The following is a 15,815-nucleotide window of genomic DNA, read 5'->3' as shown; positions in this document are numbered from 1 at the left end:
GGTGCGTGAAAACTGTGATATTTATTCATGCATTATAGGAATTTTCTGAGGAGGCGGTGTGCGTATTGGAATTGATTTGGGTGGCACCAAAACGGAGGTCATCGCACTGGGGGACTACGGTGAAACGCTGTTCCGCCATCGTCTGCCGACGCCGCGTGATGACTATCAGGCAACGTTGCACACCATTGCTACGCTGGTCAACGAGGCCGAAAAGGCCACCGGCATGACCGGGAGCGTCGGCGTGGGGATCCCCGGCACCCTGTCGCCGTTGTCCCACCACTTCAAAAACGCCAATTCGGTGTGGTTGAACGACCAGCCGTTGGATAACGATCTCTCCGCGCTGTTGCAGCGCCCGGTGCGCCTCGCCAATGACGCTAATTGTCTGGCGGTGTCTGAAGCGGTGGACGGTGCCGGAGCCGGACTCGATGTGGTGTTTGCCATTATTATCGGTACCGGCTGTGGTGCGGGCATTGCGCTCAACGGACGTGCTCACGCCGGGCGCAACGGCATCGCTGGCGAATGGGGGCATAACCCTTTGCCCTTGCAGAATGAGCAAGAACGCCAGTTTGCGCAAGCGGTGCCTTGCTATTGTGGTCAACGCGGATGCATTGAAACCTTTATTTCCGGCACCGGTTTCGCTGCCGACTATCGCCATGTCTCGGGCCATGCCTGCAATGGGGAAACCATTGTCTCATTGGCACGCCAAGGGGATAGTGGTGCAGAACAGGCGCTGCAACGCTATGAGCAACGTCTGGCCAAATCCATCGCACACGTGATCAATTTAGTGGATCCCGACGTGGTGGTGTTGGGGGGCGGGATGAGCAATGTCCCGCGTTTTTATCAGACGCTGCCCGCGCTGATAACCCCGTGGATCTTCGGTCAGGAGTGCACCACGCCGATTCGTCAGGCCACCCACGGTGATTCCAGCGGTGTGCGCGGTGCCGCCTGGCTGTGGCCGGCGGCATAACGCGTTTACGCCTGTATAAGCAGAGCGCTACAGGGCGTAGCGCTCATCAAGCTGACTTACGCCCAACCCATTTACCTTTTTGACCTTGATTTGCGTCGAGATACGCGCTTTTATCGCCTCCACGTGGCTGATGACGCCAATGGTTTTGCCGGTGGCATTGAGGTTATCCAGCGCATCCAGCGCGCTGTCCAGCGTATCCGCGTCTAGGGTGCCAAACCCTTCATCCAGAAACAGCGAATCGATACGGGTTTTGTTGCTCACCAGATCGGAGAGCGCCAACGCTAACGCCAGGCTGACCAAAAAGCTCTCACCGCCCGACAGGGTGCGAGTGTCGCGCACCGCATCGGCCTGCCAGGTGTCGAGCACATGCAGGCCAAGCTCATCATCGGTTTTACGTTGTAGCTGATAACGACCGTGCAGGTGGGCAAGGCGCAGGTTGGCCAGATATACCAGATGATCGAGCGTTAGCCCCTGAGCGAACTTGCGGAATTTATCACCGCTTTGCGAGCCAATAAGATCGTTGAGGCAGCTCCAGTCAGCATACTGCTGGCTCTGTTGTTCGATCTCTTGTAGCAGTGCTTGCTGTTTATCCCGTTGCATCTCATCGTTGCGCAGCCGTTGTTGGCATTCACCTTGTTGATAGAGATTGGTTTTCAGCGCGCTATCAAGCTGTTCCAGCCGTTGTTCAGGCGTTGTGGTCTCGTCGTCATCCGGTCCGGTTGGCGGGCGCTGTGCCAGATGCGTACTCAACCCGGCGGTAGCCTGCTGTCGCAGCGCTTGGGTTTCTGTGACGGCCTGACGCACTGCGTCGAGTTTAGTGCGCAGCACCTGACGCGTATCATCATTCAGCAGCGCCTGCTGGAACGCAGCTTCATCAGTGAAGGGGCTGCGCGCCAAGGCTGTCGCAAACTGGGCTGTGGCTTGCTGTTCTGCGTCTACACAGTGTTCGCAGTGTGTGCGTTGACCTGCCAACGCTCCCGCTAGTTGGGCGAGCTGTGCCGCTGCCTCTTGCAGCACGACGGCTAACTTATCAACGCGCTGCTGATGCTGTTCGCTGTTCTGCCGCCATTCCTGACGTACCTGCTGCGTGTCGCGATCGCCAAACAGGGCGTGGCGTTGCTGGCGCAAGGCTGCCAGCTGTTTTTCCCCATCCTGCCATTGTGTCTGCTGTAGTGTGGCGCTCGCATCGAGTGCCTGTAACGTTTTTTTCCGTTCCTGCACGGTGGCATGCAGTGAGGCCAGCGTGTTGTCATCGTGCTGCAACTGCTGTTCGGTGGTTTTCCAACGCTCCGCTTCGGTGGCACGTTCTGCCAGCCAGTGCTGTTGTTCGGCAAGTGCTGGTGGAACCAACGCATAGGGCGCGAGCGCCGCGGCGAGTGTTTCTTGCTGTGTTGTCAACGCCGCGGTGAGCTGTTGCTGTTTGTGTGCGGCCTCGGCAAGCCCTTCCCGGTGCGCTTGAATACGCTGTTGCAGCAAGGCAAGCTGCTGCTCTGTTTCCTGACGCTGCTGCTGCGCAGCGGTCAGTGAATCCTTACTTTCTTGCCAGCTGCGTTGCAGCTGCTCTTGCGCTTCTATCTGGCTAAACAGGGTATCTGCTTCGCGATCGCAGGTCGTCAGCCATTCGGCAATCTCTTGTTCCTGCTCAGGCGTGAAGGTTACGTGTAAATGCTCACTCACCTGTTGCCAGTCGTTATAGCACGCTTGGTACCGCTTTTCCTGTTCGGCCCGCTCGGCCTGAAGTTCATCGCGCTGTTTTGCCAGGGCGGAGAGCGCGCCCTCGCGCTGCGCCAATTCGCTGCGCGCCTGCTGACATAGCGTGCGCAGTTGTGCCACCAGCCCTTGCGCCTCGGACGCGGTGTGCGTCAGCGTTTGATACTCTGCAATCGCCGGATGGTGCGTTGAGCCACACAGCGGGCAGGCCTCTCCCGGTTGTAACTGTGCGCGTTCAGCCTCCAACTTAACGATGCGCTTTTCCAGTTCGACACGCTGTTCGACATCGCTCAACTGCTGCTCCAGACGCTGACTGTCTGCGCGTTTCGTGTCGTTAATCTCGGTGTCGGCTTGAAAACGCTGATCCAGCTTGATCCCTTTGCTGGCGCTATTTTGCTGTTGTTGACGCAGGTTGCTGAGTCGTTGTGTCAATTCTCCGAACTGCCGCCGCGCTTGTCGTGCTCGCTGGTGTGCCGCGTAACGTTCACGCAAACCGGCAATCGGATTCGCCGTTTCTGCCTGTTGCCACACCTGTTGCTGCTGTTCGCATTGATGCTGCAAGGTGTCGTAGCGCTGCTGTTGCGCGCTACGCTGTTCGATCAGTGCCACCTGCTTGCGCGCCAGCTCTTGTTCCGCGTTTGTCAGGCGCTGCTGCTGCGTACCATTAGCGGTCAGTTCTCCAGACAGGCGTTGCTGCTCCTGAAATGCCGCACGCCACGCGCCAAGCTGCTCGCTCCAGTGACGGTGATGGGGATGCTGCTGCTGGTAGTTGAGTCGGGTTTCTCGCTGGATTTTCAATGTATCGCGCTGACGAAGCAACTCCGCCAGTTGCTGTTGTTCGTTATCACGCTGCGTTTGCGTTTGGGTCAACGCTTGCCGATGTTCGGCACAACGCTCCCCTTGGCGTGCGATTTGCTGATCGAGCGGTATTACCTGTTGCGCAATCAGTCCTTCTTCCTGCTGGCGTGCTGCATTGTGTTGCTGCTGTGCTTGTTGCGCTTGCAGCAACAACTGCTGTTGCTGCTGATGTGCTGTCTGACTGGCAGTGTGCTGCTGGGCTAACGCCGTTTCACGCGTTTGTGCTGCAACCCGAGCCAACTGAGTGCGTTCGCGCTCGCGCTGCAAGGGGCGCAATTTTTCTGCTGGTTCGTCACGTTCCAGCCGTAATCGATCGGGCTCGGCATCACGTTGAGCCTGCTCGGCTGCCTCGGCCTGCTGCTGCTTTTGGCGTAAGTCCTGCTGAAGAAGCCGTTCTTGAGTCAGCCATTGCTGGTGTGTCAGTGCTTGCTCACGTTTTTCCCGCAACCCTTTCTCTTCCTGCTGTCGCTGCGTCAGTGCTGCCAGTACGGTTTGTCGCTCACTGTCATCCAACAATGCAATGGCCGAGGCGCGTGCTTGTAGCGTGTCCAATGCCAGCTTAACGGCCTTATGCTGCTCATAGATCCGACTGGAAATCTCGCCATAGATCACCGTTCCGGTCAGCTCTTCCAGCAGTTCTGCACGTTTATTCTGTTCGGCATTGAGAAACGCGGCAAATTGCCCCTGTGAGAGCATCATTGAACGGGTAAAACGCTCAAAATCCAGCCCGGTAATACGGACGGTGTGAGCCAGTTTTTCGGACAACTTTTGCGTGAGGATCTTACCGTCTGCGATCAGCGCCAGCTCGGCTTTCGGGGTTTGCAGGTTGCCGTCTGCCGCATCTTTGGCGCGGCGTTGACTCCAAAACGCGCGATAGCCGATGCCTTTGACCTCAAACTCCACTTCAGCCAGACAGTCGGCGGTGTTGCGCGTCATCAGTTCGTTTTGCGTAGCGGAGAGCGTATTCAGCCGCGGTGTCTGGTGATAAAGCGCCAGACAGATGGCATCCAGCAGCGTGGTTTTGCCCGCGCCAGTCGGGCCGGTGATGGCAAACAGCCCGTTGCTGGCAAACGGCTCCTGCGTGAAATCGATCTTCCATTCGCCTTTGAGCGAGTTAAGGTTTTTTAACCGTAAACTCAGGATTCTCATGCTTGCGGCGCTCCTTCGGTGACGTCGCGGACTATGTCATCGAACAGTGGGCGCAGCCGTGCTTGCTGTTCCTGTGCTATGTCGGTCAGCGCCAGTTTGCGTTCGAAAACGTCCTGTGGGGATAATTCGTCCAGCGTTTCTTTCTTTTCGCGCGCAATCGCCTGCATACGCTGCTCACGGTTGCGCCGTAACAGCAACACGTCGACGGGCAATGTGTGCGTTACCTGCTGAATACGCTGCTGCATGTCGCTAAGGTAGGTGTCGGTGGCGATCTCAATATCCAGCCAGATGCGTTGCCCCGCTTTGGGAGCGGGTAGGTTGTGCAACTGCTGCTCAATGTCCGCCAGATTGCCTTTTATCAGGCGCATCGGTTGCGTCACCGGTACGGGCAGTAGCGTTATCTCCGGGGGAACGCCTGGCGGGAAGTCGATCAACGCGACCGATTTTTCACTGCCAAGTTCATCAAAACTCAGGGCAATCGGGGAACCGCTGTAGCGGATATGCTCGCTGTGTCCTACGCGTTGTGGGCGGTGGATATGGCCAAGGGCGATATAATCGGCAGGCGGAAAGGCCTGCACCGGGTAGGCATCGAGCGAGCCGATGTAGATCTCGCGTACCGCTTCCGAAGCGGTAACCCCGACCGTAGTCAGGTGTCCGGTGGCGATAATCGGCAGGGGTACTGCTAGCGTGTCGCGTAAATCGCAGGCGTGCTGGTAGCATTGCGCGTAATGTTCGCTGATGGCGTCCTGCAAGGCGACCTGTTTTTCCACGCCGGATTGACCTGCCAGGCTGCGCAGGATGTCGCGTGGGCGTAGGAAAGGGATGGCGCACAGAATTGCGCCGGGCACACCTTGACGGGTATTGAGTGCAAATACCTGCTGCGTTGCATCCTCGGTGACGTTGGCGATAACACGGGTATTGAGGCACGCCAGCAGGTCCCGTGATTCATTCAGGGTCGCCACCGCATCGTGATTTCCGGCCAGCAACACCAACTGGCACCCGGTGGTGCGCAAAGCTACCACAAACCGGTTGAGCATCTCGCGTGCGTAACTCGGCGGCGCACCGTTATCAAAGATATCACCGGCCACAATCAGCGCATCGACCTGATGGTCGGTTATCTGCTCGATGAGCCAGTCGAGAAACGCTTGATGCTCAGGTGCGCGGCTTTTAGTATAAAAATATTGGCCAAGATGCCAGTCTGCGGTGTGAATGATACGCATGGCGTTTCCTGTTAGACGTGCTATCGCGTGTAGGGCGATTATACCCTAAATAATTCGCGTTGCAGGAAGGCGGTAAATGAACGAATCCCGATGAGCTTACTCAGGTAAGTGATGCGGGTGACAAATCTGCAGGGAGCAGATTTGAACGCCGTGTGCGGCGGCCTCGTAAGAGGTGAGGCCCAGGGATGGGCCGAATAATGAATGCAGCCAACGCATCTGCAACGTGCAGTATGACGGGTATAAGCAGTGAGGGCGGAGACTGTCGTTATCACCGTGAAAATTTTGGAAACAACTGCTAAACAGGGTGTTACCTTCAATGTGGGTTTTCATAAATCTGTCATAAAACTGACGCATACTGCTTTCGCCCACAGAAGATAAGCCGCTCAGGCACCTTTTAGGTAAAGTGGGCAATGGTGAGATTTCGTTATTGTTGACGCGTTTCATACGCTGACTAACGGCAGGATGAACAATGGCAAGACGCATACTGGTCGTAGAAGATGAAGCGCCGATTCGTGAAATGGTGTGCTTCGTGTTAGAGCAAAACGGCTATCAGTCCGTTGAAGCGGAAGATTATGACAGCGCCGTGACGCGTTTGTCCGAGCCCTATCCGGATTTGGTGCTGCTGGACTGGATGCTGCCAGGAGGCTCGGGGTTGCAGTTTATCAAGCACATGAAGCGCGAAGCGCTGACGCGGGATATCCCGGTTATGATGTTGACGGCGCGTGGAGAAGAGGAAGATCGCGTGCGTGGGCTTGAGGTTGGTGCGGATGATTACATCACCAAGCCGTTCTCGCCTAAAGAATTGGTCGCACGCATCAAGGCGGTGATGCGCCGTATTTCACCGATGGCGGTGGAAGAGGTGATCGAAATGCGGGGGCTGAGCCTAGACCCAACCTCGCATCGCGTTACCACCGAACAGCACGCACTGGAGATGGGGCCGACCGAATTCAAGCTGCTGCATTTCTTTATGACGCACGCTGAGCGTGTATACAGCCGCGAGCAGTTGCTCAATAACGTTTGGGGAACTAACGTTTATGTTGAGGATCGTACTGTGGACGTGCATATTCGTCGCTTGCGCAAGGCGCTGGAAACCAGCGGACACGATAAAATGGTGCAAACGGTCCGGGGAACGGGGTACCGTTTTTCTACGCGTTATTGATGTGCGTGTGAGCCATAGCGTGCGCGACATCGTGGCTGAATACCGCCAAAGCGGAGAATTTTTAACGTGTTAGAACGTCTTTCGTGGAAAAAGCTGGCATCGGAGCTGGCTTTTTTTTGCTTGCCCGCCCTGCTGCTGGGATTGATTTTCGGCTACCTGCCCTGGTTTATGCTGGCGGCTGTGCTGGTGGTACTTGGCTGGAATTATTACAACCAGCTTAAGCTCTCCTACTGGCTGTGGGTCGATCGCAGTATGACGCCACCACCCGGACGCTGGAGCTGGGAGCCGCTGTTTTACGGGCTGTACCAAATGCAGCTGCGTAATCGGCGGCGGCGGCGTGAGCTGGCTTTGCTGATCAAACGTTTTCGCAGCGGTGCCGAGTCGCTACCCGACGGCGTGGTGATCACTACCGAAGAGGGCACCATTATCTGGTGCAACGGCTTGTCCCAGCATTTGCTCAGCCTGCGTTGGCCTGAAGATAACGGCCAGAATATCCTCAATTTGTTGCGCTATCCCGAGTTCACCCAATACATGCGCCAGCAGGATTTCACCCGCGCCTTGACCCTGCAATTGATCAATGCTCACCATGTTGAATTCCGTGTTATGCCTTACTCGGAAGGGCAATTGTTGATGGTGGTGCGCGACATCACCCAGATGCACCAACTGGAAGGGGCACGGCGTAATTTCTTTGCCAACGTCAGCCATGAATTACGCACTCCGCTCACTGTGCTGCAAGGCTATCTGGAGATGATGCAGGACGATTCGCTGGACGGTGCCTTACGCAGCAAAGCACTCTCGACCATGCAGGAGCAGACGCGGCGCATGGACGGGTTGGTGAAACAGTTGCTCACGTTATCGAAAATCGAAGCGGCGGCACCGATCAATCTGTCGGAAAAGGTCGATGTGCCACGTATGCTGCGCATACTGCAACGTGAAGCTCAGACGCTGAGCCAGGAGCGTCATGAAATTGTGTTTCGCATCAACGATGGGTTGAGCGTTTATGGCAATGAAGAGCAGTTGCACAGCGCCTTCTCCAATCTGGTGTACAACGCGGTTAATCACACGCCGGATGGCACGCGCATTGAAGTGTGCTGGCAAAAAATCAGCCAAGGCGCGCAATTTCAGGTCAGCGATAATGGTCCTGGTATCGCCGCCGAGCATATCCCTCGCCTGACGGAGCGTTTTTACCGCGTGGACAAAGCCCGATCGCGCCAAACGGGTGGCAGCGGATTGGGGCTTGCCATCGTCAAGCATGCGCTCAGCCATCATGATTCGCGGTTGGAGATCCTCAGTGAACCCGGTGCCGGAGCACGTTTTATGTTTACGCTTCCTAACCGGTTGATTGTCCCTGCCTCTCTGTCGGAGAATAGCACCACCCCTTCGGCTTGATGGATATGACCTATGATGCCAGCCCCGCGTTTTTCGGGTTTATTGCTCTGTACTGCGCTGTTACTCAGTGGCTGGAGCCACATTGCGCGCAGTGAGCAAATGCTGGCGGGTAACCTCTCCAGTGCCGGCTCTGACACCTTGGCGACGCTGATGGCGTTTTGGGCCGCCGATTTCAACCAGCATTATCCCAGCGTTAACGTACAGATGCAGGTGGCGGGGTCGTCATCGGCACCGACGGCACTTGCCTCCGGCGCGGCACAGCTTGGTCCGATGAGCCGTGCCATGAAGGCCAGTGAGATTGAGGCCTTTGTGCAACGCTACGGGTATCCACCATTGGCTGTGCCAGTGGCGATGTATGCGCTGGTGGTGTTAGTGAATCAGGATAATCCGCTGCCGGGGTTGAACGTGCAACAGCTCGATGCGCTGTTCTCCATTACCCATCGCTGTGGGGCGACGCAAACCGTCACTCACTGGCGCGACCTCGGGTTGAGCGGGGAATGGGCATCGCGCCGCGTGTTGCGCTACGGGCGTAACTCAGCGTCGGGCACCTACGGTTTTTTTAAGCAGCAAGCGCTATGTGGCGGTGATTTCTTGCCGCTGGTGAATGAGCTACCGGGTTCTGCGTCGGTAGTTCAGGCTGTGGCCACTTCCACACAGGCGATTGGTTATGCCAGCATCGGTTTTCGCGCCAGCGGAGTGAAAATGTTGCCGCTGGCGGCGCAGGGAAACGACTACGTTGCGCCGACGGTGGACAATATTCGCAGTGGGCGTTATCCCTACGCGCGCTATCTCTATATTTATGTCAACAAAGCGCCAGAGCGCGCGCTGGATAGCCTGACGGCCGCCTTCATGGATCGGGTTCTGTCTACCACTGGGCAAAATCTGGTGAGTCAGGATGGCTATCTTCCCTTGCCTGAGCCTGTGCGCGTTACCGCACGCCAGCAACTCGGCCTGTAACACGCCATCATTCTCACCCATCACCGTCATTCCCGCGAAGGCGGGAATCTTGTGCAGGTGAAACGCGTTCATTCTGGTAGCCATCCCCGGCTTTCGCCGGAAATAACCAGGGGAAAAGTGACTTTTTCATCAGTCTGACGTGAATTTTATTCATGTTAGTCGCGGAAAGTGAAAATTATTCTATTGCCCTCACTCTGCTGCCATGACAGGATTTACCTACCTTCTAGCCGTCCAGATGTCTAAATAAATATAAGGCGTGATTACTGTGCGTTGTGACTATTCATTTTGAAACTACTTTGCAATGCCGCTTGCCTCACGCTGCAACGTACGGGCGCGGTTGCGAAAGATCAGGAGTTTATCATGGCTAAAGTACTTCCCCCTTTCCGCGCCGATGTGGTCGGTAGCCTGCTGCGTCCCGCCGCCATCAAAGAAGCACGCCTGCAATTCCAGTCCGGTGCCATTAATGCGGAGCAACTGCGCGCCGTAGAAGATGCAGAAATTTTGCGTGCAGTTGCGTTGCAACGTGAAGCCGGGCTTCAGGTGGTCACCGACGGTGAATTCCGTCGCGCTTGGTGGCATTTCGACTTTTTCGAAGGGCTGAACGGGGTAGAGGCTTTCGAAGCGGACCACGGTATCCAGTTTAACGGTATCCAAACCAAGTCTCGTGCCATCAAGGTGACGGGCAAAGTCAGCTTTAACCAACAGCACCCGATGCTGGCGCATTTTCGCTACCTGAACAGCATCGCGGGTGATGTGACCGCCAAGATGACGATTCCTAGTCCGAGCGTGTTCCATTTCCGTGGTGGACGCAAGGCCATCGACAGTCAGGTTTACCCAACGCTGGATGCTTATTTCGACGATCTGGCGCAGACCTGGCACGATGCGATTCATGCTTTCTACGCCGCAGGCTGCCGCTATCTGCAACTGGATGATACCGTATGGGCTTACCTGTGCTCAGACGATCAAAAACGCCAAATTCGCGAACGCGGTGAAGATCCGGAACAGCTGGCCCGTATCTATGCCGACGTGTTGAATAAAGCATTGGTAGGCAAACCAGCCGACCTGACGATCGGTTTGCACGTATGCCGTGGCAACTTCCGTTCTACCTGGATTTCTGAAGGCGGGTATGAGCCAGTGGCATCGATCCTGTTTGGCGACGTCAATGTGGACGAGTTTTTCCTTGAGTATGATAACGATCGCTCAGGGGGATTCGAGCCGCTGCGTTTCATCAAACCGGGACACCAGCAAGTGGTGCTGGGTCTGGTGACAACCAAAAACGGCGAGTTGGAAGATCCGGCCTTGCTGAAGGCGCGCATCGCGGAAGCCGCGAAATATGTTGATATCAAACAGCTTTGCCTCAGCCCACAGTGTGGTTTTGCTTCCACGGAAGAGGGCAACAGCCTGACGGAAGCACAGCAGTGGGCCAAGCTGCGTCTGGTTGTGGATACCGCTGCCGCCGTGTGGGGCAACTAATACACGAACGCATAGCACCGGGGGGACGCGAATCCGCTATCCCCGGTGTAACTTCGACGCTCCGCCGTGGGGTGTCACAATCTGCAAATCGGTTCACACCGTTTACCGCGTAATCCCCTGCGACTTGTCCCCTTTTGCAGCAAAAAGCGCTTCTTATGCTGAAGTATCGCCTCTTTTATGTCCGTTTTGCGCGTATTACGCGTTTTTATACTGGTTTTATTGCAAGGCAAAGACGCTAAATGCACAAATCATGTGCGGAAGGTTGTGTGAGTAGTGATATTATGTGCTGACTATTTCTGTTAGGTTGGCGTAATACTTCGCATTTTGGATCACTACTTGTCTTTTATTGCTATAAACGTTTTACTTAGCGCCCTATAACGTCTGCGTGATAAGAATAATTTATACCACGTCGCAGTGCGTCTTCCCATTTTGTCGCATTTATATACAGGCAACACAACGTAACTATGAGTCATCGTTTAACATCCAAAGATATCGTGGCGCTGGGGTTTATGACCTTTGCGCTGTTTGTCGGGGCGGGGAACATCATTTTCCCGCCGATCGTGGGTTTGCAGGCGGGTGAACACGTCTGGACCGCCGCGCTTGGCTTTTTGCTCACTGCGGTTGGCCTACCGGTGTTAACCGTGGTAGCGCTGGCGCGCGTGGGCGGTGGCGTTGATGCGCTGAGCTCCCCCATTGGCCATAAGGCTGGCGTTCTGCTGGCGACCGTGTGTTATCTGGCCGTCGGACCGCTGTTCGCTACACCGCGTACTGCCACGGTATCGTTCGAAGTCGGATTGGCTCCGCTGTTTGGCGATGCTGCCACGCCGTTGCTCATCTATAGCGTGGTCTATTTTGCGCTGGTGATCGGCATTTCTCTCTATCCGGGTCGTCTGCTGGATACGGTCGGCCATGTACTGGCACCGTTAAAAATTCTGGCGCTGGCGGTTCTGGGATTGGCGGCGGTGATGTGGCCGGCGGGTTCGCCGATCCCGGCGACCGAGGTCTATCAAACCGTGCCGTTTTCTAACGGTTTTGTGAACGGTTACCTGACCATGGATACCCTGGGTGCCATGGTATTCGGCATTGTTATCGTCAATGCCGCCCGTTCACGCGGCGTGACCGATGCTAGGCTACTGACCCGTTACACCATTTGGGCAGGTTTGATTGCTGGCGTCGGATTGACGTTGGTCTATCTGAGCCTGTTTAAGCTGGGCTCGGTGAGCGGCGAGCTGATTCCTAACGCGCAAAACGGGGCGGAAATTCTGCATGCTTATGTGCAGCACACCTTTGGCAGCATGGGCAGCGGTTTTCTGGCATTGTTGATTTTTATCGCCTGCATGGTGACGGCGGTTGGCCTGACCTGTGCCTGCGCCGAATTTTTCTCCCAGTATTTGCCATTTTCCTACCGCACGCTGGTATTTGTGCTGGGTGGCTTCTCGGCGTTAGTGGCTAATCTGGGGTTAAGTCATCTGATTCAGCTTTCCATTCCGGTGCTGACAGCGATCTATCCGCCCTGTATCATTCTGGTTTTGCTGAGTTTTACTTTGCGCTGGTGGAATCAGGCTTCGCGTATTGTGGCCCCGGTCATGTTAATCAGCCTGTTATTCGGCCTGATTGATGGGGTAAAATCATCGACCTTTGCGCCATTGCTGCCAGCCTGGAGCCTGAACTTGCCTTTAGGTGAACAGGGATTGGCCTGGTTGCCACCGTCACTGGTGGTGCTGCTGGCCGCGGTTATTTATGATCGGCTAAGTGGGCGTCAGGAAGAGACGGCGCACCAATAACGCACTAACGCTGCATTTTTCACCACAGGCTGCCGCCTGTGGTTTTTCTTTTGTAAGACAGGGCGGCTTAATTTATGGAACAACAATCCGCTAAGCTAAAGCGTGGGTTAAGCACGCGGCACATCCGCTTCATTGCACTCGGATCGGCGATTGGTACTGGGCTGTTTTATGGCTCGGCCAGTGCCATTCAGATGGCAGGACCCAGCGTGCTGTTGGCTTATATCATCGGTGGTGTTATCGCCTATATCATTATGCGGGCGCTGGGAGAGATGTCGGTCAATAACCCGCAGGCCAGCTCCTTTTCCCGCTACGCCCAGGATTACCTGGGGCCGATGGCGGGCTACATCACCGGATGGACCTACTGCTTTGAGATCCTTATCGTTGCCATCGCGGATGTGACCGCATTTGGTATCTACATGAGCGTCTGGTTCCCTGATGTGCCGCACTGGATTTGGGTGTTGAGCGTGGTGCTGATCATTGGTGCCATTAACCTGATGAGCGTGAAGGTGTTCGGTGAGCTGGAGTTTTGGCTCTCGTTCTTCAAGGTCGCCACCATCATCATCATGATTGTGGCGGGCATCGGGATTATCGTGTGGGGTATCGGTAACGGTGGTCAGCCCACTGGAATCAGTAACCTGTGGAGCCACGGCGGTTTCTTCAGTAACGGCGTGATGGGCATGGTCCTGTCGCTGCAACTGGTGATGTTTGCCTACGGCGGTATTGAAATTATTGGTATCACCGCAGGTGAAGCTAAAGATCCGCATAAATCCATTCCGCGTGCGATTAACTCAGTGCCGTGGCGCATCCTGGTGTTCTATGTAGGCACGCTGTTTGTCATCATGTCGATTTATCCCTGGAACCAGGTGGGGACAGAAGGCAGCCCGTTTGTGCTGACCTTCCAGCACCTTGGTATCACGGCCGCCGCAGGCATTCTGAATTTTGTGGTGATCACAGCGTCTCTGTCGGCAATTAACAGCGACGTGTTTGGCGTGGGCCGCATGATGCACGGCATGGCCGAGCAGGGCAACGCCCCCAAGGTCTTTGCCAAAGTGTCGCAACGCGGTATTCCGTGGGTCACGGTCGTTGTGATGATGGCTGCGCTGCTGGTGGCGGTTTATCTGAACTACATCATGCCGGGCAAAGTGTTTTTGGTGATTGCGTCGCTGGCAACCTTTGCCACCGTGTGGGTGTGGATCATGATCCTCTGTTCACAAATTGCGTTCCGTCGTCGTTTGAGTGAGAACGAGGTGAAAGCATTGGCGTTCCCACTGCCGGGGGGCGTGGCGTCTTCGGTAGTCGGTATCGTGTTCCTAGTGTTTATCATCGGGCTGATTGGTTACTTCGAAGAAACGCGCGTTTCCCTCTACGTGGGCGTGTTGTGGATAGCGCTTCTGCTGTTGGGCTATGCCTTTAAACAGAAATGGCAAAAGCTGGCGAATAACAACGCGTAAATGGTGTTGAGAGTGAACAGAGTGCTGATGCGGTAAACGCATCATCCTGATGGGAAGCCTTCAGGCGAACACGTGCTGTGCGCCTGAAGCGGTAACCGATAAACCCTGGCTGATCAACTCTCGACCAATCTGCGTGTATAGCTGGATTGTGGATGGTGGAACAGGTTGTGCATATCGCCTTGTTCCACGACCTGTCCCGATTTTAATACCAGTACTCGGTGTGCCAGCGCTTTGACGACGGACATATCGTGACTAATGAACAAATAGCTCAGGCCATATTCCATCTGTAAATCGCGTAATAGCACGATCAGTTTTTTTTGCACCAACCTGTCGAGCGCTGCGGTAGGTTCATCCAGGATCAACAGTGCTGGATTAAGGATCAAGACGCGCGCCAAGGCAATACGTGCGCGCTGTCCGCCAGATAACTCATTAGGATAGCGTGCGGCTAAGGTTTCATTCAATTCTACGTCCTGTAGTACCTTGCTTACACGCTGGTGTACTTGTTCGAGAGAAAGCTGCTTTTGTTGGTAGAGTAGCCCTTCGCTGACAATATCAAACACACTCATGCGCGGTGACAGTGCTCCGTAAGGGTCTTGAAACACATACTGTAGCTTATTGCGTAAAGTTCCCCAGTCATACAGCGACCAGCGATCGACGCGTTGGCCGAGAAAGACGATCTTCCCTTCTCCCGGTTGTAATCCCAGTATGGCTTTTGCCAATGTGGATTTACCGGAGCCTGATTCCCCAACAATCCCCAAGGTTTCCCCCTGTTTCACGGTTAGGCTGATATTCGTCAGCGTAGGGGCGGTGGGCGGAACTTTTCTCAACCAGCGTCGCTGGCCAGGGTAGGTGACACTCAGGTTTTCAATGGACAGAACCTCCTTTGCTTGAGGCTCGACGGGATGGGGACGTCCCTCTGGTTCGGCGGCAATCAACGCGCGGGTATAGTGGGTTGTTGGTGCAGTCAGCACCTGCTGTACTGGCCCTTGTTCGATGCATTTTCCTGCCCGCATCACACTGACATTATCGGCATAGCGCCTGACCAGGTTGAGATCGTGGGTGATCAGCACCAGCCCCATACCTTCACTGTTTTTTATTTCATTAAGCAAATCGAGAATGTCCCGCGCCACCGTGACATCCAGTGCCGTCGTGGGTTCATCGGCAATCAATAGCGAGGGACGGTTAGCCATTGCCATCGCGATCATCACCCGCTGGCGCTGCCCACCGGAAAGCGTATGTGGAAAAGCATCGAACCAGCGCGGTGATGCGCCCAGTTTCACGCGATCCAACAGTACCATGGCTTCCTGACGCAATTGCTGCACTGTCCGTTTGCGGTGTAACGCAATGGCTTCCATCACTTGTTTGCCGATGGTGTGTAACGGATTGAGTGAGGTCATCGGTTCCTGAAAAATAAAACTGGCGGTTTGACCTCGATGACGGATGAGAGTGCGCTCATCCAGCAGTGAAAGATCCATCCCATCGAGTTTGATGCTGCCGCTGACCTGCAAGCTACGGGGGAGCAGACCGAGCAGTGACAGTGCGCTGATGGATTTGCCAGAACCCGATTCTCCCACCAAGGCATGGGTTTCACCGCGTTGAACGTGAAAGTCGAGTCCGTCAACCAGGCAGCGCTCCGCGTTAGCTATGCGCAGTTGTGTGACGTCTAGTAGGTGTTGCACGGAGTGCCTCCTTAGGCTG

The 15,815-nt window shown here is 55.4% G+C and carries 10 protein-coding genes; 7 read left to right on the top strand and 3 right to left on the bottom strand.

Annotation, left to right across the window (positions count from 1 at the left end; all coding sequences use genetic code 11):
- The first annotated feature begins 58 nt into the window (after positions 1-58).
- Entirely contained in the window at positions 59-967 is a 909-nt protein-coding gene (gene mak, locus K6K13_RS18585) for a fructokinase (RefSeq protein WP_222158311.1), read from the top strand.
- Positions 968-994: 27 nt separating this feature from the next.
- On the opposite strand, the gene K6K13_RS18580 is transcribed toward mak, so the two are convergent.
- Entirely contained in the window at positions 995-4,684 is a 3,690-nt protein-coding gene (locus K6K13_RS18580; protein ID WP_222158310.1) for an AAA family ATPase, read from the bottom strand.
- Complete coding sequence (sbcD, locus tag K6K13_RS18575; protein WP_222158309.1) at positions 4,681-5,904, bottom strand: exonuclease subunit SbcD; 1,224 nt, start codon at positions 5,902-5,904, stop codon at positions 4,681-4,683. Before sbcD ends, K6K13_RS18580 begins: the two co-directional genes overlap by 4 nt.
- A 469-nt stretch (positions 5,905-6,373) precedes the next feature.
- Here sbcD and phoB point away from each other — a divergent pair, with 469 nt between their 5' ends.
- From phoB to proY, 6 genes are all read left to right on the top strand, one after another.
- Positions 6,374-7,063, top strand: a complete 690-nt coding sequence (gene phoB / locus K6K13_RS18570; RefSeq protein ID WP_195315276.1) for a phosphate response regulator transcription factor PhoB — start codon at positions 6,374-6,376, stop codon at positions 7,061-7,063.
- Positions 7,064-7,129: 66 nt separating this feature from the next.
- The gene (gene phoR / locus K6K13_RS18565; RefSeq protein WP_222158308.1) at positions 7,130-8,452 is read left to right on the top strand and encodes a phosphate regulon sensor histidine kinase PhoR; all 1,323 of its coding nucleotides are present in this window, start codon (positions 7,130-7,132) and stop codon (positions 8,450-8,452) included.
- A gap of 12 nt (positions 8,453-8,464) precedes the next feature.
- Complete coding sequence (locus K6K13_RS18560; protein ID WP_222158307.1) at positions 8,465-9,409, top strand: PstS family phosphate ABC transporter substrate-binding protein; 945 nt, start codon at positions 8,465-8,467, stop codon at positions 9,407-9,409.
- Positions 9,410-9,769: 360 nt separating this feature from the next.
- On the top strand, positions 9,770-10,882 hold the full coding sequence (locus tag K6K13_RS18555; protein WP_222158306.1) for a cobalamin-independent methionine synthase II family protein: 1,113 nt from the start codon (positions 9,770-9,772) through the stop codon (positions 10,880-10,882).
- 464 nt (positions 10,883-11,346) lie between these two features.
- Positions 11,347-12,666 (top strand): branched-chain amino acid transport system II carrier protein, encoded by a 1,320-nt coding sequence (gene brnQ, locus K6K13_RS18550; protein WP_222158305.1) that lies wholly within the window; start codon positions 11,347-11,349, stop codon positions 12,664-12,666.
- A 74-nt stretch (positions 12,667-12,740) separates the two neighbouring features.
- Entirely contained in the window at positions 12,741-14,117 is a 1,377-nt protein-coding gene (gene proY, locus K6K13_RS18545; protein WP_222158304.1) for a proline-specific permease ProY, read from the top strand.
- Positions 14,118-14,230: 113 nt separating this feature from the next.
- On the opposite strand, the gene K6K13_RS23465 is transcribed toward proY, so the two are convergent.
- Positions 14,231-15,796 (bottom strand): ABC transporter ATP-binding protein, encoded by a 1,566-nt coding sequence (locus K6K13_RS23465; protein WP_222158303.1) that lies wholly within the window; start codon positions 15,794-15,796, stop codon positions 14,231-14,233.
- Positions 15,797-15,815 lie beyond the last annotated feature (19 nt).

The sequence above is a fragment of the Symbiopectobacterium purcellii genome (assembly GCF_019797845.1).
GTDB lineage: Bacteria > Pseudomonadota > Gammaproteobacteria > Enterobacterales > Enterobacteriaceae > Symbiopectobacterium > Symbiopectobacterium purcellii.
Note: the sequence above shows the minus strand (reverse complement) of the source record. Positions and strands in the feature narration are given on the sequence as shown.

What these genes read in the sequence shown, in the direction of transcription:
- K6K13_RS18580 (WP_222158310.1), bottom strand. Translation starts at nt 4,684, where the DNA reads ATGAGAATCCTGAGTTTACGGTTAAAAAACCTTAACTCGCTCAAAGGC.
- sbcD (WP_222158309.1), bottom strand. Translation starts at nt 5,904, where the DNA reads ATGCGTATCATTCACACCGCAGACTGGCATCTTGGCCAATATTTTTAT.
- phoB (WP_195315276.1), top strand. Translation starts at nt 6,374, where the DNA reads ATGGCAAGACGCATACTGGTCGTAGAAGATGAAGCGCCGATTCGTGAA.
- K6K13_RS18560 (WP_222158307.1), top strand. Translation starts at nt 8,465, where the DNA reads ATGATGCCAGCCCCGCGTTTTTCGGGTTTATTGCTCTGTACTGCGCTG.
- K6K13_RS18555 (WP_222158306.1), top strand. Translation starts at nt 9,770, where the DNA reads ATGGCTAAAGTACTTCCCCCTTTCCGCGCCGATGTGGTCGGTAGCCTG.
- brnQ (WP_222158305.1), top strand. Translation starts at nt 11,347, where the DNA reads ATGAGTCATCGTTTAACATCCAAAGATATCGTGGCGCTGGGGTTTATG.
- proY (WP_222158304.1), top strand. Translation starts at nt 12,741, where the DNA reads ATGGAACAACAATCCGCTAAGCTAAAGCGTGGGTTAAGCACGCGGCAC.